The organism is Pimelobacter sp. 30-1 (assembly GCF_018831735.1).
Taxonomy (GTDB): domain Bacteria; phylum Actinomycetota; class Actinomycetes; order Propionibacteriales; family Nocardioidaceae; genus Nocardioides.
Map to the genome: position 1 here is coordinate 459,043 of NZ_NHTS01000006.1, position 22,439 is coordinate 481,481.

Annotated in this window: 23 protein-coding genes; 14 read left to right on the top strand and 9 right to left on the bottom strand. The window is 71.7% G+C overall.

Annotation, left to right across the window (positions count from 1 at the left end; genetic code table 11):
- The first annotated feature begins 258 nt into the window (after positions 1–258).
- Complete coding sequence (locus CCO04_RS17155; RefSeq protein WP_252373487.1) at positions 259–3,915, top strand: multifunctional oxoglutarate decarboxylase/oxoglutarate dehydrogenase thiamine pyrophosphate-binding subunit/dihydrolipoyllysine-residue succinyltransferase subunit; 3,657 nt, start codon at positions 259–261, stop codon at positions 3,913–3,915.
- Positions 3,915–4,091 carry a DUF6104 family protein gene (locus tag CCO04_RS17160; protein ID WP_170222502.1) on the top strand — a complete coding sequence of 59 codons (177 nt, stop codon included), beginning with the start codon at positions 3,915–3,917 and terminating at the stop codon, positions 4,089–4,091. Before CCO04_RS17155 ends, CCO04_RS17160 begins: the two co-directional genes overlap by 1 nt.
- Before the next feature lie 61 nt (positions 4,092–4,152).
- Here CCO04_RS17160 and CCO04_RS17165 read toward each other — a convergent pair whose 3' ends face one another.
- Positions 4,153–6,258 carry an MMPL family transporter gene (locus tag CCO04_RS17165; RefSeq protein WP_215815332.1) on the bottom strand — a complete coding sequence of 702 codons (2,106 nt, stop codon included), beginning with the start codon at positions 6,256–6,258 and terminating at the stop codon, positions 4,153–4,155.
- Between the two features lie 83 nt (positions 6,259–6,341).
- Here CCO04_RS17165 and CCO04_RS17170 point away from each other — a divergent pair, with 83 nt between their 5' ends.
- Genes CCO04_RS17170 through CCO04_RS17180 form a run of 3 tightly spaced genes read left to right on the top strand, consistent with a single transcriptional unit; the run spans position 6,342 to position 8,270 of the window.
- The gene (locus CCO04_RS17170; RefSeq protein ID WP_215815333.1) at positions 6,342–6,983 is read left to right on the top strand and encodes a TetR/AcrR family transcriptional regulator; all 642 of its coding nucleotides are present in this window, start codon (positions 6,342–6,344) and stop codon (positions 6,981–6,983) included.
- 10 nt (positions 6,984–6,993) lie between these two features.
- Complete coding sequence (locus CCO04_RS17175) at positions 6,994–7,668, top strand: hypothetical protein (RefSeq protein WP_215815334.1); 675 nt, start codon at positions 6,994–6,996, stop codon at positions 7,666–7,668.
- A complete protein-coding gene (locus CCO04_RS17180; RefSeq protein ID WP_215815335.1) occupies positions 7,665–8,270 on the top strand; it encodes an acetoacetate decarboxylase family protein in 606 nt (201 codons plus the stop codon). Before CCO04_RS17175 ends, CCO04_RS17180 begins: the two co-directional genes overlap by 4 nt.
- Here CCO04_RS17180 and CCO04_RS17185 read toward each other — a convergent pair.
- Genes CCO04_RS17185 through CCO04_RS17195 form a run of 3 tightly spaced genes read right to left on the bottom strand, consistent with a single transcriptional unit; the run spans position 8,244 to position 10,851 of the window.
- A complete protein-coding gene (locus CCO04_RS17185; RefSeq protein WP_215815336.1) occupies positions 8,244–8,510 on the bottom strand; it encodes a hypothetical protein in 267 nt (88 codons plus the stop codon). The two genes, CCO04_RS17180 and CCO04_RS17185, sit on opposite strands and share 27 nt — an antisense overlap.
- Before the next feature lie 25 nt (positions 8,511–8,535).
- Positions 8,536–9,684, bottom strand: coding sequence for an acyl-CoA desaturase (locus tag CCO04_RS17190; RefSeq protein WP_215815337.1), 1,149 nt, complete (start codon positions 9,682–9,684; stop codon positions 8,536–8,538).
- A 9-nt stretch (positions 9,685–9,693) separates the two neighbouring features.
- Positions 9,694–10,851 (bottom strand): flavin reductase family protein, encoded by a 1,158-nt coding sequence (locus CCO04_RS17195; protein ID WP_215815338.1) that lies wholly within the window; start codon positions 10,849–10,851, stop codon positions 9,694–9,696.
- Between the two features lie 145 nt (positions 10,852–10,996).
- Here CCO04_RS17195 and CCO04_RS17200 point away from each other — a divergent pair, with 145 nt between their 5' ends.
- The 3 genes from CCO04_RS17200 to CCO04_RS17210 all read left to right on the top strand — a co-directional run bounded on the left by CCO04_RS17200 (position 10,997) and on the right by CCO04_RS17210 (position 13,460).
- Positions 10,997–11,620: a TetR family transcriptional regulator gene (locus CCO04_RS17200; RefSeq protein WP_215815339.1), complete on the top strand. Its 624-nt coding sequence runs from the start codon at positions 10,997–10,999 to the stop codon at positions 11,618–11,620.
- Between the two features lie 85 nt (positions 11,621–11,705).
- The gene (locus CCO04_RS17205; RefSeq protein ID WP_215815340.1) at positions 11,706–12,308 is read left to right on the top strand and encodes a hypothetical protein; all 603 of its coding nucleotides are present in this window, start codon (positions 11,706–11,708) and stop codon (positions 12,306–12,308) included.
- Between the two features lie 72 nt (positions 12,309–12,380).
- Entirely contained in the window at positions 12,381–13,460 is a 1,080-nt protein-coding gene (locus CCO04_RS17210) for an alpha/beta hydrolase (protein WP_308281301.1), read from the top strand.
- Between the two features lie 62 nt (positions 13,461–13,522).
- On the opposite strand, the gene CCO04_RS17215 is transcribed toward CCO04_RS17210, so the two are convergent.
- The 4 genes from CCO04_RS17215 to sodX all read right to left on the bottom strand — a co-directional run bounded on the left by CCO04_RS17215 (position 13,523) and on the right by sodX (position 17,762).
- Entirely contained in the window at positions 13,523–15,007 is a 1,485-nt protein-coding gene (locus tag CCO04_RS17215) for an MDR family MFS transporter (protein ID WP_215815341.1), read from the bottom strand.
- 205 nt (positions 15,008–15,212) lie between these two features.
- Complete coding sequence (locus CCO04_RS17220) at positions 15,213–16,187, bottom strand: zinc-binding dehydrogenase (RefSeq protein ID WP_215815342.1); 975 nt, start codon at positions 16,185–16,187, stop codon at positions 15,213–15,215.
- Positions 16,188–16,208: 21 nt separating this feature from the next.
- The gene (locus CCO04_RS17225; RefSeq protein WP_215815657.1) at positions 16,209–17,324 is read right to left on the bottom strand and encodes an NADP-dependent malic enzyme; all 1,116 of its coding nucleotides are present in this window, start codon (positions 17,322–17,324) and stop codon (positions 16,209–16,211) included.
- 75 nt (positions 17,325–17,399) lie between these two features.
- Complete coding sequence (gene sodX, locus CCO04_RS17230; RefSeq protein ID WP_215815343.1) at positions 17,400–17,762, bottom strand: nickel-type superoxide dismutase maturation protease; 363 nt, start codon at positions 17,760–17,762, stop codon at positions 17,400–17,402.
- 58 nt (positions 17,763–17,820) lie between these two features.
- Here sodX and sodN point away from each other — a divergent pair, with 58 nt between their 5' ends.
- The 5 genes from sodN (at position 17,821) to CCO04_RS17255 (ending at position 21,561) form a co-directional block, all read left to right on the top strand.
- A complete protein-coding gene (sodN, locus tag CCO04_RS17235; RefSeq protein ID WP_215815344.1) occupies positions 17,821–18,228 on the top strand; it encodes a superoxide dismutase, Ni in 408 nt (135 codons plus the stop codon).
- Positions 18,229–18,573: 345 nt separating this feature from the next.
- Entirely contained in the window at positions 18,574–19,335 is a 762-nt protein-coding gene (locus CCO04_RS17240) for a hypothetical protein (protein ID WP_215815345.1), read from the top strand.
- A gap of 238 nt (positions 19,336–19,573) precedes the next feature.
- Entirely contained in the window at positions 19,574–20,149 is a 576-nt protein-coding gene (locus CCO04_RS17245; protein ID WP_215815346.1) for a hypothetical protein, read from the top strand.
- 174 nt (positions 20,150–20,323) lie between these two features.
- Positions 20,324–20,740 carry an anti-sigma factor gene (locus tag CCO04_RS17250; protein WP_215815347.1) on the top strand — a complete coding sequence of 139 codons (417 nt, stop codon included), beginning with the start codon at positions 20,324–20,326 and terminating at the stop codon, positions 20,738–20,740.
- A complete protein-coding gene (locus CCO04_RS17255; RefSeq protein WP_215815348.1) occupies positions 20,737–21,561 on the top strand; it encodes an RNA polymerase sigma factor SigF in 825 nt (274 codons plus the stop codon). The genes CCO04_RS17250 and CCO04_RS17255 overlap by 4 nt, the downstream gene beginning before the upstream one ends.
- Here the strand turns inward: CCO04_RS17255 and CCO04_RS17260 are convergent.
- Positions 21,537–21,971: a hypothetical protein gene (locus CCO04_RS17260; RefSeq protein WP_215815349.1), complete on the bottom strand. Its 435-nt coding sequence runs from the start codon at positions 21,969–21,971 to the stop codon at positions 21,537–21,539. The two genes, CCO04_RS17255 and CCO04_RS17260, sit on opposite strands and share 25 nt — an antisense overlap.
- A gap of 204 nt (positions 21,972–22,175) precedes the next feature.
- Between CCO04_RS17260 and CCO04_RS17265 the strand changes: the two genes are divergently transcribed.
- Complete coding sequence (locus CCO04_RS17265; RefSeq protein ID WP_038678054.1) at positions 22,176–22,430, top strand: WhiB family transcriptional regulator; 255 nt, start codon at positions 22,176–22,178, stop codon at positions 22,428–22,430.
- The last annotated feature ends 9 nt before the right edge of the window (positions 22,431–22,439 follow it).

Here is a 22,439-nt window from a genome sequence, read left to right on the forward strand (position 1 = left end):
TCGACACCCCCGTTCGCTCCACCCCCGGTACCCGGGCGGAATGTCTGATGCGCAACACCCTGCCTCAAAGGGTGACCGAGGGTCGGTATTTGCTTCGGCATGGGACTAGCCTTGGCGGTCGACAGCACCCGCTACCGGTACGCGGGTCGGAGCAGCTCATCGGAAGAGGCGAAGCACGTCGTGACGCAGTCGTCAGACCAGTCCACCGGATCACCCGTTCCTGCGGACTTCGGAGCCAACGAGTGGCTCGTGGAGGAGATGAAGGAGCGGTTCGAGGCCGATCCGGGCAGCGTGGATGCTGCTTGGGCCGCCTACTTCAAGACCAACGGCGTCACCGCGACGGCGACGACGACCACGACGGCCACCACCGCCGCCCCGGCCGCGCCCGCCGCGGCCGCGGCTCCTGCGGCGCCGGCCGCCCCCGCGGCGCCGGCCGCGCAGGCCGCGCCCACGCCCAAGGCGACCCCCGCTCCCCAGGTCAGCCCTGCCTCCACGACGACGCCGACGCCGCCCAAGGCCGACGCCCCCAAGCCGACCCCCAAGGACGCCCCGCGTCCCGCGCCGGTCACCGCCAGCGACGAGCCGACGCTGACCGTGCTGCGCGGCATCCCGGCCGCCACGGCCAAGAACATGGACATCTCGCTGTCGGTCCCGACGGCGACCTCGGTGCGCAACATCCCGGTCAAGCTCCTGTGGGACAACCGCATCGTCATCAACAGCCACCTCAAGCGCGCCCGCGGCGGCAAGGTGTCGTTCACCCACCTCATCGGCTACGCGATCGTCAAGGCGATCAAGGCGCTGCCGGCGATGAACAACACCTTCGACGAGATCGACGGCAAGCCGACCATGGTCACGCCGGCCCACATCAACCTGGGCCTGGCCATCGACCAGCAGAAGAAGGACGGCACCCGCCAGCTGGTGGCGCCGAGCATCAAGGCGTGCGAGTCGATGGACTTCGCGCAGTTCTGGACGGCGTACGAGGAGATCGTGCGCAAGGCCAAGGACAACAAGCTGACCATGGAGGACTACTCCGGCACGACGGTCAGCCTCACCAACGTCGGCGGCCTCGGCACGAACAACTCGGTGCCGCGCCTCATGCAGGGCCAGGCCGCGATCATCGGCGTCGGCTCGATGGACTTCCCGCCGGAGTTCCAGGGCGCCTCCGAGGAGACCATCGCGCGCAACGCGATCTCCCGGATCATGACGATGACCTCGACCTACGACCACCGCGTCATCCAGGGCGCGCAGTCGGGTGAGTTCCTCGGCCAGGTGCACCGCTACCTGCTGGGCCAGGACGGCTTCTACGACGAGATCTTCCGCGCGCTGCGCATCCCGTACGAGCCGATCCGCTGGAACAACGACATCGCGACCTCGCACGACGACGAGATCGACAAGCAGGCGCGCATCCTCGAGCTGATCCACGCCTACCGCGTGCGCGGCCACCTGATGGCCGACACCGACCCGCTCGAGTACAAGCAGCGCAGCCACCCCGACCTGCGCATCGAGTCGCACGGCCTGACGCTGTGGGACCTCGAGCGCGAGTTCCCGACCGGCTCCTTCGGCGGCGGCGACCGGCGCTTCATGAAGCTGCGCCACATCCTCGGCATCCTGCGCGACTCCTACTGCCGCACCACCGGCATCGAGTACATGCACATCATGGACCCCGACCAGCGTCGCTGGATCCAGGAGCGCGTCGAGCAGCCGCACAGCAAGCCCCCGCGCGAGGAGCAGCTGCGGATCCTGCTCAAGCTCAACCAGGCCGAGGCGTTCGAGACCTTCCTGCAGACCAAGTTCGTCGGTCAGAAGAGGTTCTCGCTCGAGGGTGGCGAGACGACCGTCCCGGTCGTCGACGAGATCGCCGAGGCGGCCGCCCAGGCCGGCCTCGACGAGGTCACCATCGGCATGGCCCACCGTGGCCGGCTCAACATCCTGGCCAACATCGTCGGCAAGTCCTACAACCAGATCTTCCGCGAGTTCGAGGGCAACATCGACCCGCGCACGGTCCAGGGCTCCGGCGACGTGAAGTACCACCTCGGCGCCGAGGGTGCCTTCGTGGCCGGCACCGGCGAGACCATCAAGGTCTCCGTCGCGGCCAACCCCTCACACCTCGAGACGGTCGACCCGGTCCTCGAGGGCATCGCGCGGGCCAAGCAGGACGTGCTCAACCAGGGCGAGAAGTTCCCGGTGCTGCCGCTGCTCCTGCACGGCGACGCCGCGTTCGCCGGCCAGGGCGTGGTCGCCGAGACGCTCAACCTCTCCCAGCTGCGCGGCTACCGCACTGGCGGCACGATCCACCTGGTCATCAACAACCAGGTCGGCTTCACCACCTCGCCGGGCTCGTCGCGCTCGACCCTCTACGCCACCGACGTGGCCCGGATGGTCCAGGCGCCGATCTTCCACGTCAACGGCGACGACCCGGAGGCCTGCATCCGTGTCGCGCGGCTGGCCTTCGAGTACCGCCAGACGTTCCACAGCGATGTCGTCATCGACCTCGTCTGCTACCGCCGCCGCGGGCACAACGAGGGCGACGACCCGTCGTACACGCAGCCGCTGATGTACGACCTGATCGAGCAGAAGCGCTCGGTGCGCAAGCTCTACACCGAGTCGCTCATCGGTCGTGGTGACATCACGATCGAGGAGGCCGAGCAGGTCCTGCGCGACTACCAGCAGCAGCTGGAGCGCGTCTTCACCGAGGTCCGCGAGGCGTCGTCGGCGCCCAAGGAGTGGACGACCGTCCCCGACTACCCGGACAAGACCGCGGGCGAGACCCAGACCGCCGTCTCGGCCGAGGTCCTCAAGCGGATCGCCGACGCCTACGTCACCCCGCCCGACGGCTTCACCGTCCACCCCAAGGTGATGCCCCAGCTGCAGCGTCGCGCCGCGGCCATCGCCGACGGCCCGATCGACTGGGGCACCGGCGAGATCCTCGCCTTCGGCTCGCTGCTCATGGAGGGCCGCCCGGTCCGCCTGGCCGGCCAGGACTCGCGCCGCGGCACGTTCGTGCAGCGCTTCGCGACGATCATCGACCGGCACAACGCCGACGAGTGGACCCCGCTGGCCAACCTCACCGAGGAGCAGGCGAAGTTCTTCGTCTACGACAGCCTCCTCTCCGAGTACGCCGCCCTCGGCTTCGAGTACGGCTACTCGGTGGCGCGTCCCGACGCGCTGGTGCTGTGGGAGGCCCAGTTCGGCGACTTCGTCAACGGCGCCCAGTCGGTCATCGACGAGTACATCTCCGCGGGCAAGACCAAGTGGGGCCAGGACTCCGGCGTGGTGCTCCTGCTCCCCCACGGCTACGAGGGCCAGGGCGCCGACCACTCGTCGGCGCGCATCGAGCGCTTCCTCACCCTGTGCGCCGAGGAGTCCATGGTCGTCGCCCAGCCGTCGACGCCCGCGTCGTACTTCCACCTGCTGCGCCGGCACTCGCTCGGCGGCGAGCACAAGCCGCTCATCGTCTTCACGCCGAAGTCGATGCTCAAGCGCAAGGAGGCGGCCTCGCAGCCGGCCGACTTCACCAGCGGTGACTTCCGCCCGGTGATCGGCGACGCGAGCGCCGACCCGGCCAAGGTCTCCACCGTGCTGCTGGTCTCGGGCCGGCTCACCTGGGACCTCATGGTCGAGCGCAAGAAGAGCGAGCGCGAGGACGTCGCGATCCTGCGGGTCGAGCAGCTCTACCCGTGGCCGACCGAGGCGATCAAGGCCGAGCTGGCCAAGTACCCGAACGCCCAGGTCAAGTGGGTCCAGGACGAGCCCTTCAACCAGGGGCCGTGGCCGTCGTACCACCTCAACGTGGTGCCCGAGCTGGGCCGTGCGGTCGAGCCGATCACCCGGGCGTCCTCCTCCACCACCGCCGTCGGCACCATCAAGCGGCACGCGGCGGAGCAGGCCGACCTGATCGAGCGCGCGTTCAGCTGATGTACTTCACCGACCGCGGTATCGAGGAGCTCCAGCAGCGCCGGGGCGACGAGGAGGTCACCCTGGCCTGGCTCGGCGAGCGGCTCCAGGAGTTCGTCGACGTGCACCCCGACTTCGAGACGCCGATCGAGCGCTTCGCCACCTGGCTGGCCCGGCTCGACGACCCGGAGGACTGACCCCGACGCAGTACGCCGACGGCCCGGAGGACCTGGTCCTCCGGGCCGTCGGCGTCTGCGCTCAGGCCGGCGCCGTCTCCGAGAGACCGACCCGGCGGTGCAGGGCACGCAGCGGGCGCGGGGCCCACCAGGCCCGCTCCCCCAGCAGCCGTACGGCGGCCGGCAGGAGCACGCCCCGGATCAGGGTCGCGTCGATCAGGATCGCCAGCCCGGTGCCGAGCCCGAAGAACTGGATGAAGCTCACCGAGCTCACCAGGAAGGCGAAGAAGCTGATCGCGATGAGCGCCGCGGCGGTGCTGACGATCCGGCCGGTGTGGGCCAGGCCGTGCACGAGCGCCTCCTCGTTGCCCAGGCCGCGGTCGCGCATCTCCTTGATCCGGCCCATCACGAACACCTCGTAGTCCATCGACAGGCCGAAGGCGACGCAGAACAGCAGCACCATCATCGAGGAGTCCATCGGCTGCGGGGTGAAGCCCAGGACGCCGGAGAGGTGGCCGTCCTGGAACACCCAGACCATCGCGCCGAGGGTGGCGGCCAGGCCGACCGCGTTGAGCAGCAGCGCCCGGATCGGCTGGATCACGCTGCCGGTGAACAGGAACAGGATCACCAGCGTGCTCAGCACCAGCCAGCCCGCGACCAGCGGGAGCCGATCGCCGATCCCGGTCATCTGGTCGTGCAGCTCGGCCGACGCGCCGCCGACGAGCGCCTCGGCACCGGACGGCGGCGCCACCCCGCGCACGTCCTGGACCAGGTCGCGGGCGGCCGCCGAGCGCGGGTCGAGGTCGGTGACGACCGAGAGCAGGTCGGCGTCGCGGCCCGGGGTGGTGTCGACCCGGACGACGTCGGGCAGGTCGCCGAGCCGGGCGGCGTAGTCGGCCAGCGCGGCCTCCCCGAGCGAGGCGGTGGTGACCACCTGGATCGGGTGGGTGCCGTCACCGGCGAACTCCGCGCGCAGCGCGTCGCCGGCCTGGCGGCTCGACGCGCTCGTGGGCAGCACCCGGTCGTCGGGCGTGCCGAGCGAGATCCCGGCCAGCGGCAGGGCCAGCACCACGAGACCGGCGAGCACGGGCAGCGCGCTCAGCACCGGACGCCGTACGACGAACCGGGCCAGGCGGGCCCACGACGGGGCCTCCTCGCCACGGATGCCGCGCACCTTGGGCACCCGCCAGGCGTCGATCCGGTCACCGAGCAGGAACAGCCCGGCGGGCAGGATCAGCACCGCGCTGAACGCGGTGATGAGCATGACCCCGATGCCGGCGTAGGCGAACGAGCGCAGGAAGTACATCGGGAAGACGAGCAGCGAGGCGAGCGCCACCGCGACCGTGGTGGCGCTGAAGACGATGGTGCGCCCGGCGGTCTCGACCGCGCGCCGCACGGCGGCGTCGTGGCCGTGCCCGGCCGCGCGCTCCTCGCGGACCCGGGCCACCATGAGCAGGCCGTAGTCGACGGCCAGGCCCAGGCCGAGGCCGGTGGTGAGGTTGACCGCGTAGATCGAGACGTCGGTCATCGAGCCGAGCACGGACAGCTCGGCGAAGGTGCCGAGGATCGCGACCAGGCCGATGCCGAGGGTGACCAGCGCGCCGACGACATTGCCGAAGGCGAGCACGAGCAGCACCAGGATGAGCGGGATCGCGATGCTCTCGGCGAGCCCGAGGTCCTTGCCGATCTGGCCACCGATCTCCTCGCCGACGACCTCGGATCCGCCGACCTGCACGTCGATCGGGCCGTCCGTGCCGGCGTACGCGTCGAGGACGGCGCCCGGGTCCGCCTCGGCGCCGGGCGCGATCGAGGCGGTGATCAGGGCGTGCCCGCCCGCGGTGGAGCGCAGCGGCGGCGCGTGCGCGTCGTAGTACGACGCCACGTCGGCCAGCGCCGGGTCCGCGCGGAGCCGCTCGGTCAGGGCGGTGCCCGCGGCCGCCGCGGCGGGGCTGTCGACGTCGCCGTCGGCGGCCGCGACGACGAAGACGTAGTCGGCGGAGCCGCCGAAGCGGTCCGCGAGCAGCGCGGCGGCCCGGCTGCTGTCGGAGGCCGGGTCGTCGAAGCCCTGGGTCTCCAGCTTGCCGAAGGCACCGACGCCGACCCAGGCGGCGACGAGCACGGCGAGGACGCCGAGCCCGAGGACCCACCGGGCACGGGTGGTGACGAGTGTGCCGATCCTGCGGAACATGGCCCTCTCCTCGAATGTGTGTGGCCGTAAACTTTGCTGCCGTTAACTTGGCACGGATGTGTACGGGTGTCAACATGTCTCTCGTGAGCACCTCGACACCGGCCAAGCGCAGCTACCACCACGGCGACCTGCGCAACGCCCTCGTCCGCGCCGCCGCCGAGCTGGCCGCGACCGGCGGCCCCGACGCCGTGACGATCCGGGGCGCGGCCCGCGAGGTCGGGGTCACCCCCACCGCGGCCTACCGGCACTTCGAGAACCAGGCCGACCTGCTCGAGGCCGCGCGCGCCCTGGCGATGGACGGCATGGTCGCCGCGATGGCCGAGTTCCTCGCCCAGGTGCCCACCGACGGCGACCCCGTCGGGCGCGCGCTGGCCCGGCTGCGCTCGACCGGGCTGGGCTACATCCGGTTCGCGGTCGAGGAGCCCGGCGTCTTCCGCACCTGCTTCACCGGCCGGCTCGGCGACGAGGAGGAGGGCATGAACGACCCGGCGCCGTACGTGCTGCTGGGCGAGATGCTCGACGAGCTGGTCGCGGTCGGCTACCTCGCTCCCGAGGACCGGCCCGACGCCGAGGCCGGGCCCTGGGCGGCCGTGCACGGGCTGGCGATGCTGCTCATCGACGGGCCGCTGTCGGGCCTCGGCGCCGCCGAGCGCGAGACCGCGATCGAGCGCACCCTCGAGCTCGTCACCCGAGGACTCGCCACGGGACCGCGCGCCATGCCCTAGGGTCACCCGCGTGAGCGAGGACCGGATCGACTACGCGGCCTGGGGCGAGCGGTTCTTCGCGACCGCGGTCACCGCCGAGCGGGTGCTGCGCGGGGTCAACGTCCTGGCCGGGCGCCCGATCGACGTCGGACCGATGGGCGTGGGCCCGGGCCGGATCGCCAAGGTGACCGCCCAGGGCCGGATCGGCACCGCGACCGGCCAGCGCGTCGGCGCGGACCCGGTCGCCTTCCACGTCGACCTGCCCGTCGAGCTCGTCTTCACCATCGACCTCGGCATGGACAAGCAGCGCTTCGACGCCGCCATCACCGTGCCGCTCGTGATCACCGCGCACGCCCGCGCGGACCTGGCGATCGCGCTCGACGTCACGCCGCCCAGCCCGGCGCAGGTCGTCGTACGGCTCAAGGCGCAGGGGCTGCGCGCCTCGCTGACCAGCCGGGCCGCCAACGTCGAGGGCGAGCTGCGCCGCTTCGTGGCCAAGTACGTCACCCGCGAGCTCGACCAGCCCTACGTGCGCCAGGCGACGCTGATCGACGTCGGCGCCGCCGTCGAGCGCGCCGCCGCCGGACTCGGCCCGCGCGCGGAGAGCCCGATCGCCGACGAGCTCACCGACGCCCTGCCCGCCGCCATGGAAGCCGAGCTGGAGCAGACCGCCCAGCTCCTGCTCGAGGAGGAACCCGAGTCGTGAACGTCTATCCCCCCGCGCCGTGGCACATGCACGGCTCGATGTGGCTCACGGCCTTCCGGCTCCGCGAGGCCGCCGACGAGCGCCACCCCGCCGGCACGTACGGCGTCGCGCTGGTCTCCTACGAGGAGCCGAGCCCGCTGACCTACCACGAGCTCCTGGTCGCCCGGACGGTCAAGAACAGGGCCGGCAAGGGCGCGGTGACCATCACCGACATCTGGGTCGACTCGGCCGCCTCGCAGGCCGGCGGTCGCGAGCTGTGGGCGATCCCCAAGGACCTGTGCGACTTCGACCTCGAGACGTCCTTCCGCGGTCCGCTCACCACGACCGACTGGACCGCCACGCTGGAGCGGCGTCCCATCGTCGAGGCGCACTTCAGCGACCTCTCGCGCGCCGCGCTGCGGGTGCCGTTCTCGGGTCTGGTCGAGCAGCCCGGCATCGCCGAGCACCCGGAGACCGCCGACGTCGTGATGAAGGGCACCGCCAAGGCGCTGCCGTGCCGGGGCCGGTGGAGCTTCGCCGCCGACGGCCCGCTGGGCTTCCTGCGCGGGGCCCGGCAGCTCGGCTCCTTCCGGATGTCAGGCTTCCGGCTGCACTTCGAGTGAGGCCGGCGGCGCCTCGTCGTCGCCGATCTCCTCGACCTGGTCGGCCAGGGCCCGGCGCGAGGAGTCGCGGATCTCGAAGATCTCCGTGGCGAAGCCGCCGACCGCCGAGGCCACCTCGCCGACGGCGCGGGTCACGATGGTCGCGACCTCGCCGACGGTGTGGGCCGCGGCCTCGGCGCCCGCCTGGAGCGCGTCCTTGGTGATCTCGCCCCGGGTCAGGCGGTCGCGTCCGTCGGTCATGCCGGTCAGTCTCCCCCGCGCGGGCTCAGGCTGCCAACGAGTCGTCGGTCACGGCCTCGGGGCCGCGCACGGGAGCGGGCTTCGCCGTACCGCCGGGGAAGGAGTAGCGCACGATCTTCTTGAACACGCTGAACAGCTGCTGGTGCAGCCGGCCGGTGTTGTAGGGCAGGCCGTAGCGCTCGCAGATCTCCTGCACCTCGCCCGCGATCTCGGGGTAGCGCCGGGCCGGCAGGTCCGGGAAGAGGTGGTGCTCGATCTGGTGCGAGAGGTTGCCGCTCATCAGGTGCATCAGCTTGCTGCCCTTGATGTTGGCCGAGCCGAGCATCTGGCGCAGGTACCAGTGGCCGCGCGTCTCGTTCGCGGTCTCCTCCTCGGAGAACGACGCGACGCCGGCCGGGAAGTGCCCGCAGAAGATGATGTTGAACGCCCACACGTTGCGCACCAGGTTGGCCACCGCGTTGCCCGCGAAGGTGAGCGGGAACAGCGGTCCGGTCAGCGTCGGGAAGAGCACGTAGTCCTTGAGCGCCTGGCGCCGGATCTTGCGCATCAGGCCCGGGTAGAGCGGCTTGTTGTCGGCGAGCGTGCGCTTGCCGGACACGATGTTCTCGACCTCGAGGTCGTGCAGCGCGACGCCCCACTCGAAGAAGGTCATCAGCAGGAACGCGTAGAGCGGGTTGCCCAGGTAGTACGGGTGCCACTTCTGGTCCGGGTCCATCCGCAGGATGCCGTAGCCCACGTCGCGGTCCTTGCCCACGATGTTCGTGAACGTGTGGTGGATGTAGTTGTGGCTGTACTTCCACTGCTCGCCGGGGCACACGGTGTCCCAGTCGAACATCCGGGAGTTGAACGCCGGGTCGCCCAGGAAGTCGTACTGCCCGTGCATGACGTTGTGCCCGATCTCCATGTTGTCGAGGATCTTCGACACGCTCAGGCAGGCGACGGCCGGCAGCCAGCCGATCACCGGCAGGTAGAACAGCGCACGGCCGGCGATCTCCATCTTGCGCTGGGTCGTGACGACCTTGCGCAGGTACTCCGCGTCGGCCTCGCCGAGGTCGGCGATGATCCGCTGGCGCAGGGCGTCGAGCTCGGTGCCGAGCTCGTCGATCTGCGCCGCGGTGAGGCCGTGGTACTTCTCGTCGGCCAGGGGGCCGGGGGTCAGGGTGTCGGTGCTCATCAGGGCTCCTCAGAGGTCGATGTGGCAGTCACCGGCGGCGGCGGTGACGCAGATGCGGATCTCCTCGTCCGGCAGGGAGGACTCCTCGCCGGTGAGGACGTTGCGGACGGTGCCGGCGGTCTTGGTGCGGGTGCAGGAGAAGCAGATGCCCATCCGGCAGCCGAACTCGGGCTTCAGGCCGAGCTCCTCGGCCTGCTCCAGCAGGCTGGTGCCCGAGGCGGGCGCGCTCGCGCCCGAGCGGGTGAAGGTCACCTCACCGGCGAGCTCGGCGCCGTCGGCGGGCTGGGCGGCGCGGGCGACGGCGGGCTTGAAGAACTCCATCCGCAGCCGCGGCGCCAGGGTGCCGTCGGCGTCGGTGTAGGCGTCCTTGACCAGGTCGACCAGACCCGCAGGACCGCACAGCCAGGTGTCGGTCTCGCGGTAGGCCGGCACCAGCCGGCGCAGCTCGAAGGCGCTGAACAGCGCGTCGCCGTGGCGCAGCTGGACGTCGACGCCGTTGTCGGCGGCCGCGATCGCGGCCAGCTCGTCGGCGAAGATCTGGTCCTCGGCGCTGCGGGCGAAGTGCAGGAAGGTCACCTTGCGCCCGGCGTGGCCGTCGTACCCGTCGCGCAGGAGGGTGCGCACCATCGACATCGCCGGGGTGATCCCGGAGCCGCCGGTAATGAGCAGCAGGTGGTTGGTGGTCGGGGTGGCCGGGCTCTCGTGGAGGGTGAACTCCCCCTGCGCCTGGCTCAGGTGCAGGATCGTGCCCGGCTGCGCCTCGCGCACCAGGTATGCCGAGACCTGCCCCTCGTCGTGCGCACGGATGGTGAGCGTGATCTGCTCCCCCGGCGCCGAGGCGGCCGAGGAGATCGAGAACGCGCGGGTCAGCCGCTTGGCCGAGCCCGGGAGCTCGACACCGACCAGGACGTGCTGGCCGGCGCGGTGCCCGCGCCAGGTGCTGGTGGGCTGGAGGGTCAGCGTGGCGACCGGGGCCGTGTCGGTCCCGGTGGTCTCGCGGTGGACGGACACGACGCGGGCCCGCACCTCGTGCGCGGCCCACATCGGGTTGAACCGCTCGAGGTACCGGTCGACGCTGTGCGGGGTGGCCAGCGCCGCGGCGAGCCGCGAGCGCAGGAGCCGCCCGACAGGGCCGCCGGGAGCCGGCGGGGAGATGAGCGCGGACATGCGCGCCTCCTTCGGGGCTTCGACTTCGTTGGCGGAAGTTTCGGTGTACGTCTGTACACCCAAACCTTCACCCGTCGGCGCCGGAGGCGTCAACGACCCCACCGCGTGACAGTGCACACATGTTCACTCACGTAGACTCGGGCCCATGACCGAGAGCCGCGTGGAGCGCAAGGAGCGGACCCGCCGCGCGATCCTCGACGCCGCGCTCGCGCTCTGCGACGACACCACGCTCGTGGCGCTCTCGCTGCGCCAGGTGGCCAAGGAGGTCGGCATCGTGCCGACCGCCTTCTACCGGCACTTCCCCTCGATCGAGGACCTCGGGCTCGCGCTGGTCGAGGAGTCGCTCGACACGCTGCGCGCGCTGCTGCGCGAGCTGCGCCGTACGGCGGGCGAGGACGCGGGCACGATCATCGACGGCTCGGTCGACGTCCTCGTCGAGCAGGTACGCCGCCACCACGCCCACTTCGCCTTCCTCGCCCGCGAGCGGTTCGCCGGGCCGGCCGGGGTGCGCTCCGCGATCGCCCACGGCATCGAGCTGGCCGAGCGCGAGCTCGCCACCGACCTCGCCCACCTGCCCGGGACCGACGTCTGGTCCGAGCCGGACCTGCAGACCCTCTCGGCACTCATCGTGGGCGCCATGGTGACCACCGCCGAGCGCCTGGTCGGCGCCGAGCCCGGCTCGGCCGCCGAGCGCCGGATCGCCGACGCCACCCGGACCCAGCTGCGGATGCTGCTCGTCGGCGCCCGCAACTGGACGTCGCGCGACTGAGGGCCTCCGGCCGAGAACCAAACGCCGCCCGGCGGCGTCTCCCCTGGTGCACGTTCCCACCCACGACCACCAGGAGTCCTCCCCCATGTCCCGCACCCTCCGCCCGCTCCGGCCTCTCGCCCTCCTCGTGCCGCTGCTCGCCCTCGTCGCCGGGCTGCTCGCCCTCGGCACCTCCCCCGCCCCTGCCGCCGCTCCGCACCGGACCAAGGTCGTGGTCAAGGTCGCCGACTGCGAGGGCTGCGAGGTGTTCCTCCAGCAGGGCCTGCGCCACTCGTGGTGGAGCAGCCGGGTCCGGCGCGTCCACGACGGCAAGGTCGTCTTCTCGGTGCCCTCCCACCGCACCCGCGGCCTGTCGATCGGCATCACCGGCACCTGGGAGGCGAGCACGCCGCACCCGTCGGGCTTCCAGGCGATCGTGACCCTGCGCTACCGCGGCGTCGCGGCCGGCGCCGAGGTCACGCCCGCCGTGGCGCGGACCAAGCGCCAGGGCTCGGCCTGCTACGCCGGCACCCGCGCCGACCGGGTCGTCTTCCGCGTCGAGGCCCGCCGCCAGCGCATCGCCGGCAACGGCGGCCCGGCGCTGACCACGCTGGCCTGGGCCAGCCCGCAGACCGCGGTGATCCCCCGCACCCAGGAGCGGGTCTACCGCGGCGTGTTCGGCGCCCAGGACGTCGTCCCCTGCTTCTGAGGGCTACTCGCCAGTAGTCAGACGCGTCACGTTCGGTGGACGGGCGTGCACCGCGACCGACACCATGTCGCGGTGCCCGCCTCCGTCGACACCCTGACCACCGCCGCGACCACCGCCGCCCGCAACGCGTGGGCGCTCTCGCCGCTCGGCGCCGGCATCGAGCAGTACGACGGCCTGCCGGCCACCGTGCTCTCCGACGAGCCGCACCGCCGCCTGGTCCGCTACGACCGCACCGCCTCGGCCACCGCGCCCCGGCCGGTGCTGCTGGTGCCGCCGCTGGCGGTGTCCCCACGCTGCTTCGACCTGCGCCCGGGCCAGAGCCTGGCCGCACACCTGGTCGCGAGCGGGCGGGCGACGTACCTGGTCGACTACGGGCAGATCACCTTCGCCGACCGGGCCCTGGGCTTCGAGGCCTGGATCGACGACATCCTGCCGACCGCGATCCACGCGGTGCTCCACGACCACGCCGCCGCCGGTGACCCGGTCGACGGCGTCGACCTCGTCGGGTGGTCGCTGGGCGGCACGATGAGCCTGCTCACCGCCGCTGCGCACCCGGACCTGCCGATCGCCTCGCTGACCGCCTTCGGCACGCCCATCGACTACACGCGGATCCCCGCGATCCAGCCGCTCGTGGTGGCCGACCGGCTGCTCGGCACCCGTGCCGTCACCGCGCCGACCGCGGCCCTCGGCGGCGTGCCCCGGCACCTGGTCCGGGCCAGCTACCGGGCGATGGCGCCCAAGCGCGAGCTGACCAAGGCCGTGCACCTGGCCCGCAACATCCTCGACACCGAGGCGCTCGCGCGGACCTCGGCGATCGACGGGTTCATCGGCGAGATGCCCGGCTACCCGGGCCGCGCCTACCACCAGATCCACACCCGGCTGATGGTCCGCAACGAGCTCGCCTCGGGCACCGTGCGGCTCACCCCGGGCCGCGAGATCCACCTGGCCGACGTCCGCACGCCGGTGCTCTTCGTCGGCAGCGCCACCGACAACATCGCCGACGGCCCGGCCGTCGCCGCCGGACCGGGCGTGGTCCCGAGCGCGCGCTACGCCGCCGCCGACGGGCTCAGCCACCTCGGCCTGGTCGCCGGGCCACGGGCCACGGAGGTCAGCTGGCCGCTGCTCGACGACTTCCTCGACGAGCAGCGCTAGCCCGAGACGCCGAACGGCCCGGCCCCCGCGAGGGGACCGGGCCGTTCGTTCGTCGTACCGGCTCAGTGACCGCCGTGGCCCTCGGCCGCGGGCAGGTCGGACTTGCCCGGCAGCAGCAGCAGCGCCATCGCGACCACCACGACACCGATCACGGCGCCGGTCGCGAAGGCCCACTGCAGGCCGCCCATGAACGCGTCGACCGGGTGCTCGCCGGCCTTGGCGAGGTGCTCGGTGCGGTTGGTCATGATCACTACGAGCAGCGCCGTGCCGATCGCGCCGGCGACCTGCTGGAGCGTGCCCAGCAGCGAGCTGCCGTGGGAGTAGAGCTGCGGCGAGAGGTCGCCCAGGCCGATGGTGAACACCGGGGTGAACACCGTGGCCAGGCTCGCCATCAGCGCGACGTGCAGCACCACGATCACGGCGTACGGCGTCTCGGCGCCGATCCGGCTCAGCCCGAACAGCAGCGCGACCATGGCGATCGAGCCCGGGATGACCAGGGGGCGAGCGCCGATCCGGTCGTAGACCTTGCCGACCTGGGGGCCGAGCAGACCCATGGCGAGGCCACCGGGCATCACCATCAGGCCGGTCTGGAGCTCGGTGAGCCCGCGCAGGTCCTGGAGGTAGAGCGGCAGCAGGATCATCGAGCCCAGGAAGGCCATGAAGCCGGCGGCCATGAGGACCAGCGAGACCGCGTAGTTGCGGTGCAGCAGGGTGCGCAGGTCGAGCAGCGGGCGCTCGTCGCGCTGGAGGCGGACCTGGTAGATCGCGAACAGCGCGATGAGCACGACGCCGGCGCCGATCAGGGCGGTCGGCTCGGGCCACTCGGCGTTGCCGACCTTGCTCAGGCCGTAGACGAAGCTGCTGAAACCGCCGGCCGCGAGCACCACGCTCAGCCAGCTGACCGGGCTGGTGGTGGTCTCACCGACGTTCACGAGCTGGCGGTGGCCGAAGAAGCCGACGAGCACCGCGATCGGCAGCACCGCGACGAAGATCAGGCGCCACGAGCCGAGCTCGAGCAGGATGCCCGACACGGCCGGGCCGAGGGCCGGCGCACAGGACATGGCCAGCGTGACCTGACCCATCACCCGGCCGCGGTCCTGGGCGGAGACGACCGTCATCAGGGTGGTCATCAGCAGCGGCATCATGACCGCCGTACCGCCGGCCTGGACCACGCGGCCCACCAGCAGCACACCGAACGTCGGCGCGGCCGCCGCGATCACGGTGCCGATGCTGAACGTCGTCATCGCCGTGGCGTACGCCGTGCGGGTGGTCACCCGCTGCAGGAACCAGCCGGTCACCGGGATGACCGAGGCCATCGTCAGCATGAAGACCGTCAGCGCCCACTGGGCGGTGGTCGAGGTGATCTGGAAGTCGGCCATGAGCCGCGGCACGGCGTTGACCATGATGGTCTCGTTGAGGATCACGACGAAGGTCGCCGCGACCAAGAGCTTGATCACGAGGGGGGTCCGCCCAGGCGGTGCGCTGGTGAACTCCTGCTCGAACTCGGCGATGTCGCCGGTCTCGGTAGGCCCGGTGGGCGCGGTCATGACAGGTCCTATCGGTTGGGTGGCATGGTCCAGCGGTGGCCGACCAGGTGATGCCGGACGAATCGGTGTGGCCGTCGCTTCATCTGTTCCACGAACGAGACGACACCTTTTCGACAGTTCCGGCCGAGAGAATTCATCGCTCGCGGCCGGGGCACTGTCAGGATTCAATCCTGAAGCACCGACAGTGATTCCCGCCAACGGTTTTTCAGCGCGTGAAGACGATCTTCCCGAAGACGTCGCCGGCCGCCATCGCGGCGAATCCGTCGCGCGCCTGCTCCAGCGGCAGGGTGCGGTCGATGACCGGGCGCAGGCCGGTGCTGTCGAGCAGGTTGACCAGCGAGGCGAGCTCGCCGCGGGTGCCCATCGTCGAGCCGATCACGCTGAGCTGGGTGAAGAAGATCCGGGTCAGCTCGGCGTCGTCGAGGTTCGGCCCCGAGGTGGTGCCGGAGATGACGATCTTGCCGCCGGGGCGCAGCGCGCGCACCGAGTGGGTCCAGGTCGCCCGGCCGACGGTCTCCATGACCGCGTCGACCTTGATCGGGAGCCGGGCGCCGGACTCGAAGACCTCGTGGGCGCCGAGCTCGAGCGCCTTGGCGCGCTTGGCCTCGTCGCGGCTGGTGGCGAGCACCCGCAGGCCGCCGGCCCGGGCGAGCCCGATGAGCGCGGTGGCCACGCCGCCGCCGGCGCCCTGGACCAGGACGGTGTCGCCGGCCTTGAGCGCGCCCTGGGTGAAGAGCATCCGGTACGCCGTGAGCCAGGCGGTCGGGAGGCACGCGGCCTCCTCGAAGGACAGCGAGGCCGGCTTGGGCACGACATTGCGCCGCGGGACGACGACCCGCTCGGCGAGCGTGCCCTGGTAGCGCTCCGAGAGCAGCGAGCGGCGCGGGTCGAGGGTCTCGTCGCCGGTCCAGTCGGGGTCGGAGACGACCGCGTGGACGACGACCTCGTTGCCGTCCTCGTCGTACCCGGCCGCGTCGCAGCCCAGGATCATCGGCAGCGCCTCGGCCCGCAGGCCCACGCCGCGCAACGACCAGAGGTCGTGGTGGTTGAGCGAGGCGGCCTTGACCGTCACGGTCGTCCACCCGTCGGGGACGACCGGGTCGGGCCGCTCACCGACCACGAGGCCGGTCAGCGGGTCGTCGGCGGAGCTGGCGAAGGAGTCGGCGTAGACGGCGAGCATGACGCCGACGCTATCCGCGAATCAGATGCGGGCGACACCGTCTCGGCGTGCGGCGTCGGCCACAGCGGCCGCCACGGCCGGTCCGACCCGGGGGTCGAAGGGCGACGGGATGACCAGGTCCTCGGACAGGTCGTCGCCGACCAGGGCGGCCAGCGCGTCGGCGGCGGCGACCTTCATGCCCTCGGTGATCGCGCTCGCGTGGACGTCGAAGGCGCCCCGGAAGATGCCCGGGAAGGCCAGCACGTTGTTGATCTGGTTCGGGAAGTCCGAGCGTCCGGTCGCCACGACCCGCGCGTGCCGGTGGGCCACGTCGGGGTGGACCTCCGGGTTCGGGTTGGCCATGGCGAAGATGATCGCGTCGTCGGCCATCGTCGCGACGACCTCCTCGGGCACGGTGCCGCCGGAGACGCCGATGTAGACGTCGGCGCCGTCGAAGGCCTCGGCGAGCGTGCCGCGGCGTCCGCACTGGTCGGCGGTGAGCTCGGCGAGCGCCTTCTTGGACGGCGTGAGGTCGGTGCGGTCGGAGCTGACCACGCCCTTGCGGTCGGTGACCGCGATGTCCTTGATGCCCGCGGCCAGCAGGATCTTGGCGATCGCCACGCCCGCGGCACCGGCGCCGGAGATGACCACCCGGGTCGACTCGGCGTTGCGGCCGGTGAGCTTGAGCGCGTTGACCAGGGCGGCCAGCGTGACCACGGCGGTGCCGTGCTGGTCGTCGTGGAAGACCGGGATGTCGAGGGCCTCCTTGAGGCGGTCCTCGATCTCGAAGCAGCGCGGGGCCGAGATGTCCTCGAGGTTGATGCCGCCGAAGCTCGGCGCGAGCCGGACGACGGTCTCGATGATCTCCTCGACGTCGGTGGTCGCCAGGCAGATCGGGATGCCGTCGACGCCACCGAACTGCTTGAACAGGACCGCCTTGCCCTCCATCACCGGCATCGCGGCGGCCGGGCCGATGTCGCCCAGGCCCAGCACAGCGGTGCCGTCGGTGACGATGGCGACCGTGTTGGGGACCCAGGTGTAGTGCCGGGTCAGCGCCGGGTCGGCCGCGATGGCCTCGCACACCTCGGCGACGCCGGGGGTGTAGGCGAGGGAGAGCTGGTCCTTCGTGCTGACGTCGGCCGTGGGTACGGTCGCCATCTTCCCGCCGAGGTGCAGATCGAAGACCGGCTCACCCGCGTACGGGTGCGAAGAGGAAGTGTCAGCCACGATCGTTCATCCTTTCACATCCGCGAACGCCCCGAGCCTCCGGGGCCGCGGCCAGAGACGGCCCCGGACCACGCCCAGGACGGCCGCGTCCGGCACCGGCCCGCGATGGCGCGAGTCGACCCCCACCTGCGGGTCCGGGTTGTCCCCGCGCAGCCACCAGCCGCTCCCCCGGCGCCCGGTGGCCCGCTTGACCACGAGCGTGCCGTCCGCGAACCGGGCGACCACCACCCGCCCGGCGCGCACCCGGACGCCGTACGTGACGAGGAGGCGGTCGCCGGGACGCAGGGTCGGGAGCATCGAGTCACCCGCGACGACCGCGAGGCCGATCCGGCGTCCCAGCGCCCGGCCTGCCGTTGCCTGCGGATCCATGACGAGTAGTGTCGCAGCCGTACGTCCGTTCCCCCGCCAGACCAGAGAGAGGACCCACATGTTCTCGCGTCTCACCAGCATCTTCGCGCCCACCGTCGAGGTCGCCGCCCACTGCGACCTGCCCTGCGGCGTCTACGACCCCGCCCAGGCCCGCATCGAGGCCGAGTCGATCAAGGCCGTCATCGCCAAGGCCAACGACAGCGACGACCCCGACTTCCGCACCCGCGCGATCCTCATCAAGGAGCAGCGCTCCGAGCTGGTCAAGCACCACCTCTGGGTGCTGTGGACTGACTACTTCAAGCCCCCGCACTTCGAGAAGTACCCCCAGCTCCACACGCTGGTCAACGAGGCCACCAAGCTGGCCGGCGCGACCGGCACCAAGGGCACCCTCGACGCGGCCAAGGCCGACGAGCTCCTCGCCAAGATCGACGAGATCGCCGAGATCTTCTGGGAGACGAAGAAGTGAGCCCGAGCCGGCGAGCGCGCCGAACCGGGGGCCTCGCGGCCGCCGCGGACGTCGCGCGCTCGTCGGCTTGCGGCGAACGCCGAGTCGCCGGAGCGCAGCTCCGGCAGACCAAGAAGGCCTGACCTTCCTGGCCCATCGGGACTAGGTCGACCCCGACCTTCGTCCTCTTTGTGGAGACCGCGCACCGTACCGGTGCGCGGTTTCCCGTTTTTGCGGCGCTCGGGCCGTGCCCTCGCCTACGGTCAGCGCATCCCGGGCCCCCAGCGCCTGGGAGAACTGCCGGGTCGTCGTCCGGAGGGAGAACTGCGACGGCGCCCTGGTCCAACCGGAGGGAGACACCCCGCGATGAATCGCGCCCTTGTGAAGATGCTCGTCGGCCTCGCCGTCGCACTCGGCCTGACCCTCGCCTCGGCGCCGGTGGCGTCCGCCGCGCCGGCAGCCGCGGGGACCGCGTCCGCCGCGGCGAACGCACCCGACTGCAGCCGCCAGATCGCCGCCAACAACCGGGCCAACTCGGCCTACAGCGCCGCGGACCGCTCGACCAAGGCCGCACAGGCCAAGGTCAAGAAGCTGACCAAGAAGGTCAAGAAGGCCAAGAAGGCCCACCACAAGAAGCAGGCCAAGAAGCTCACCAAGAAGCTGCGCAAGGCGAAGAAGTCGCTGCGGGCCAAGGCGGAGTACCGCCGCCAGGTCGGGGTCACCCGGACCTACACCGCACGGTCGCTGGCGCGCTGCCAGGCCGGCCAGCCGGCCAGCGGCGCGGAGAGCCCGATCCAGGCGCTGTGCACCGCGGGTCTGCCCCAGCCGCTGTGCGACGCGCTCGCCAACCTGATCCCCGGCGGCTCGACCGCCAACCCGATCGGGCTGCTGTGCGCGCAGTTCCCGCAGGCCAAGCCGCTGTGCGACCTGGTCGCGGGCGGTCTCCCGACCAACCCGACCGACCTGCTGGACATCGTCGAGGGCCTGCTGGTGACCCTCGGCCTGGGCGACCTGCTCGACACCCTGCTGGACGGCCTCGGCCTCGGCACGCTGGGCGACCTGCTCAACGGCACCGGGCTCGACGACCTGCTCGACCTGCTCGGACTGGGCGGCCTGCTGCACCCCTGAGGTACGCCGCTGCGAAACCGCGCCGAGCCCCCGGAGCCGCCTGCTCCGGGGGCTCGGTCGCGTCCGGGACCATCGTCCCGTGTGACCCAGGACACTTTCCCGGTTCTTCCTGGTGACGGCCCGCCAAAGTTCCCCTAGGGTGACCCCCGCCGGGCATCCCCCCTGAGCCCGGCACCATGTCCGGTCGTCGTCCGGAGGGACACTGACGGCGCCCGGCTCACCGGAGGGAGAACCCGGCATGCTCCGTGCCATTTCGAAGATGATCGTCGGCATCGCCGTCGCACTCGGCCTCACCCTGGCCGCCGCCCCGGTCGCCTCGGCCGCCCCCGCCCCGACGGCGGAGCGCACCGCCGAGCGGGCTCCGAACTGCACCGTGCAGTTCCAGGCCTACAAGATCGCCACGTCGACGCACACGACGGCCAAGGCGAATGTCACCAAGCTCAAGGCGAAGGTCGCCAAGCTCAAGAAGAAGATCAAGAAGGCGAAGCGCGCCCACCACCCGCGCAAGGTCGTCCAGTACAAGAAGGCCCTCAAGAAGGCCAACAAGAAGCTCAACCGGGCCAAGGTCGTGCGCACCAAGGCCGCCACCGCGGTCTCCACCACCACCCGCGCGTTCGCCGCCTGCGAGCGCGGCGAGGGCCCGACGCTGCCCACCGAGCCGACCGACGGCAACCTGCTCGCCTTCCTCGGCGAGATCCTCGACAGCCTCGGCATCGGCGCGCTGGTCGACCTCCTCGGCCTCAAGACGGTCGTCGACCTGCTCAACCTGCGCCCGCTCCTCGTGGGCCTCGGCCTGGGCGCCCTGCTGGACTGACGTCCGGCACGCACCACCTCCGGTGGCCACCTCCCTGGTCACCGACGCAGCACCCGCCGTACGACGGGCGGCGTCCCACGCCCGTCGTACCGCGGACCAGCGGCCGCGCCCCTCGGGGCGCGGCCGTTGTCGTAGGCTGAGCCGACCTGGTCCACCCCTTCCCGGAGGAGCCGCATGTCCGAGACGAGCACCCTCGCCGCCGGTGGCGTCACCGACGAGCCGGACGAGGTCGAGCTGCGGCTGCCCGCCGACGGCGCGTACGCCTCGGTCCTGCGCACACTGACCGCCGGCCTCGCGGCCCGGGTCGACTTCACCATGGACGACATCGAGGACCTGCGCATCGCGGTCTCCGAGGCCGCCGCGATGGTGCTCGACGAGGCCGACGCGGGCGCCGTCCTCGACTGCCGCTTCGAGCTCGGCGCCGGCCGGCTCGCGCTGAGCATCGCCGCCGACGCCGCCGCACCGTCCTCACCGGACTACGAGAGCTTCGGCTGGCAGGTGCTGGCGACGCTCGCCGACGAGGCCGCCATCGACGCCGCACCGGGCCGCTACGCCGTCCGCCTGGTCGTCCGGTCCTCGCTCCCGGCATGACCGCCGATACTTCTCGGGACGGCGCCGAGGGCGGCTCCCCGCCGCTCACCGGCGTCGAGCTGACCCGGCGCCGCAGTGCCGAGCTCTTCGTCGTCTTCCGCGACGAGGACGCCTCCGCCGCCGAGCGCGACACCGCCCGCGACGCCCTGGTCCACCTGCACCTGCCGCTCGTCGAGCACTGCGCGCGCCGCTTCCGCAACCGCGGCGAGCCCTACGAGGACCTGGTCCAGGTCGGCACGATCGGGCTCATCAAGTCCGTCGACCGCTTCGACACCGAGCGCGGCGTGGAGTTCTCGACGTACGCGACGCCGACGATCATCGGCGAGATCAAGCGCTACTTCCGCGACAAGGGCTGGGCGATCCGGGTGCCGCGCCGGCTCCAGGAGCTGCGGATGCAGATCACCGCCAGCACCGCCGAGCTCACCCAGAGCCTGGGCCGCTCCCCCACGCCGCGCGAGCTGGCCGAGGCGATCGGCTGCTCGGTCGAGGAGATCGTCGAGGGCCTGGAATCGAGCAACGCCTACTCCACGCTCTCCCTCGACGCCACCGACGACGACTCCGACGGCGGCGCCGGCCAGAGCATGCTCGACGCCATGGGCGTCGACGACGCCGGCCTCGAGCACGTCGAGATCCGCGAGTCGGTCAAGCCGCTGCTCGAGAACCTCCCGGCGCGCGAGAAGAAGATCCTGCTCCTGCGGTTCTTCAAGAACATGACCCAGTCCCAGATCGCCGAGGAGATCGGCGTCTCCCAGATGCACGTCTCCCGGCTGCTCAGCCGGACCCTCGCCCAGCTGCGTCAGTCGCTGGAGGCCGACGGCTGATCCGGGTCGTCGGCGTCGGCGTCGGCCGTGCCGTCGAGCACGGCCATCGTGTCCTTGCTGACCATCCCGGCCAGCACCACGAGCGCGACCACGGCCAGCACGATCGCGAGCAGGACGTGCTCGCGCAGGTTCCAGGCGATCCCCAGGAAGATCAGCTGGGTGATGAGCACGGGCCCCCGCGACCACCCCTGGCGCCGCCACAGCGCGACGGCCGCGGCGATCAGCACCACGCCGTACGCGGCGAAGAAGCCGGCCGTGGAGAGCCCGAACGCCAGCCGTCCCGAGGTCACGCTGGCGAACTCCAGGATCGCCAGGAGCAGCAGCACGGCCCCCTGGACACCGGCCACGGAGGCGGCCACGATGAGCGGAGGCGGGTTCGGCGCGGGGTGCGCGGCGGGCCGGTCGGTCACGGCCGCCAGCGTAGAGGACGCCTCGTCCGGACCCGGGTCTGCATCTTTGTGACCCAAGAGACCACGAGAATTGCTTGATTCGTGGCCGAATCCTTGGAAACCTTGCCGGAGCGATCGTGAAGCCTTTCACTTTTGCGGCTTCACGCGTGCCCGAAAGAAGCGGGCACCCACTGCGCGTACATTGGAAAGAGGGCATTCCCACCCATGGATTGGCGACACCGCTCCGCCTGCCTCGACGAGGATCCGGAGCTGTTCTTCCCGATCGGCAACACCGGCCCTGCCATCCTCCAGATCGAGGAGGCCAAGGCGGTCTGCCGACGCTGCGACGTGCGCGAGCAGTGTCTCGCGTGGGCGTTGGAGGCGGGACAGGACCACGGTGTCTGGGGCGGCCTCAGCGAGGACGAGCGGCGCGCGCTCAAGCGGCGCAACGCCCGCGCCCGCGTACGTACGCCCGTCTGAGCCGTCGCT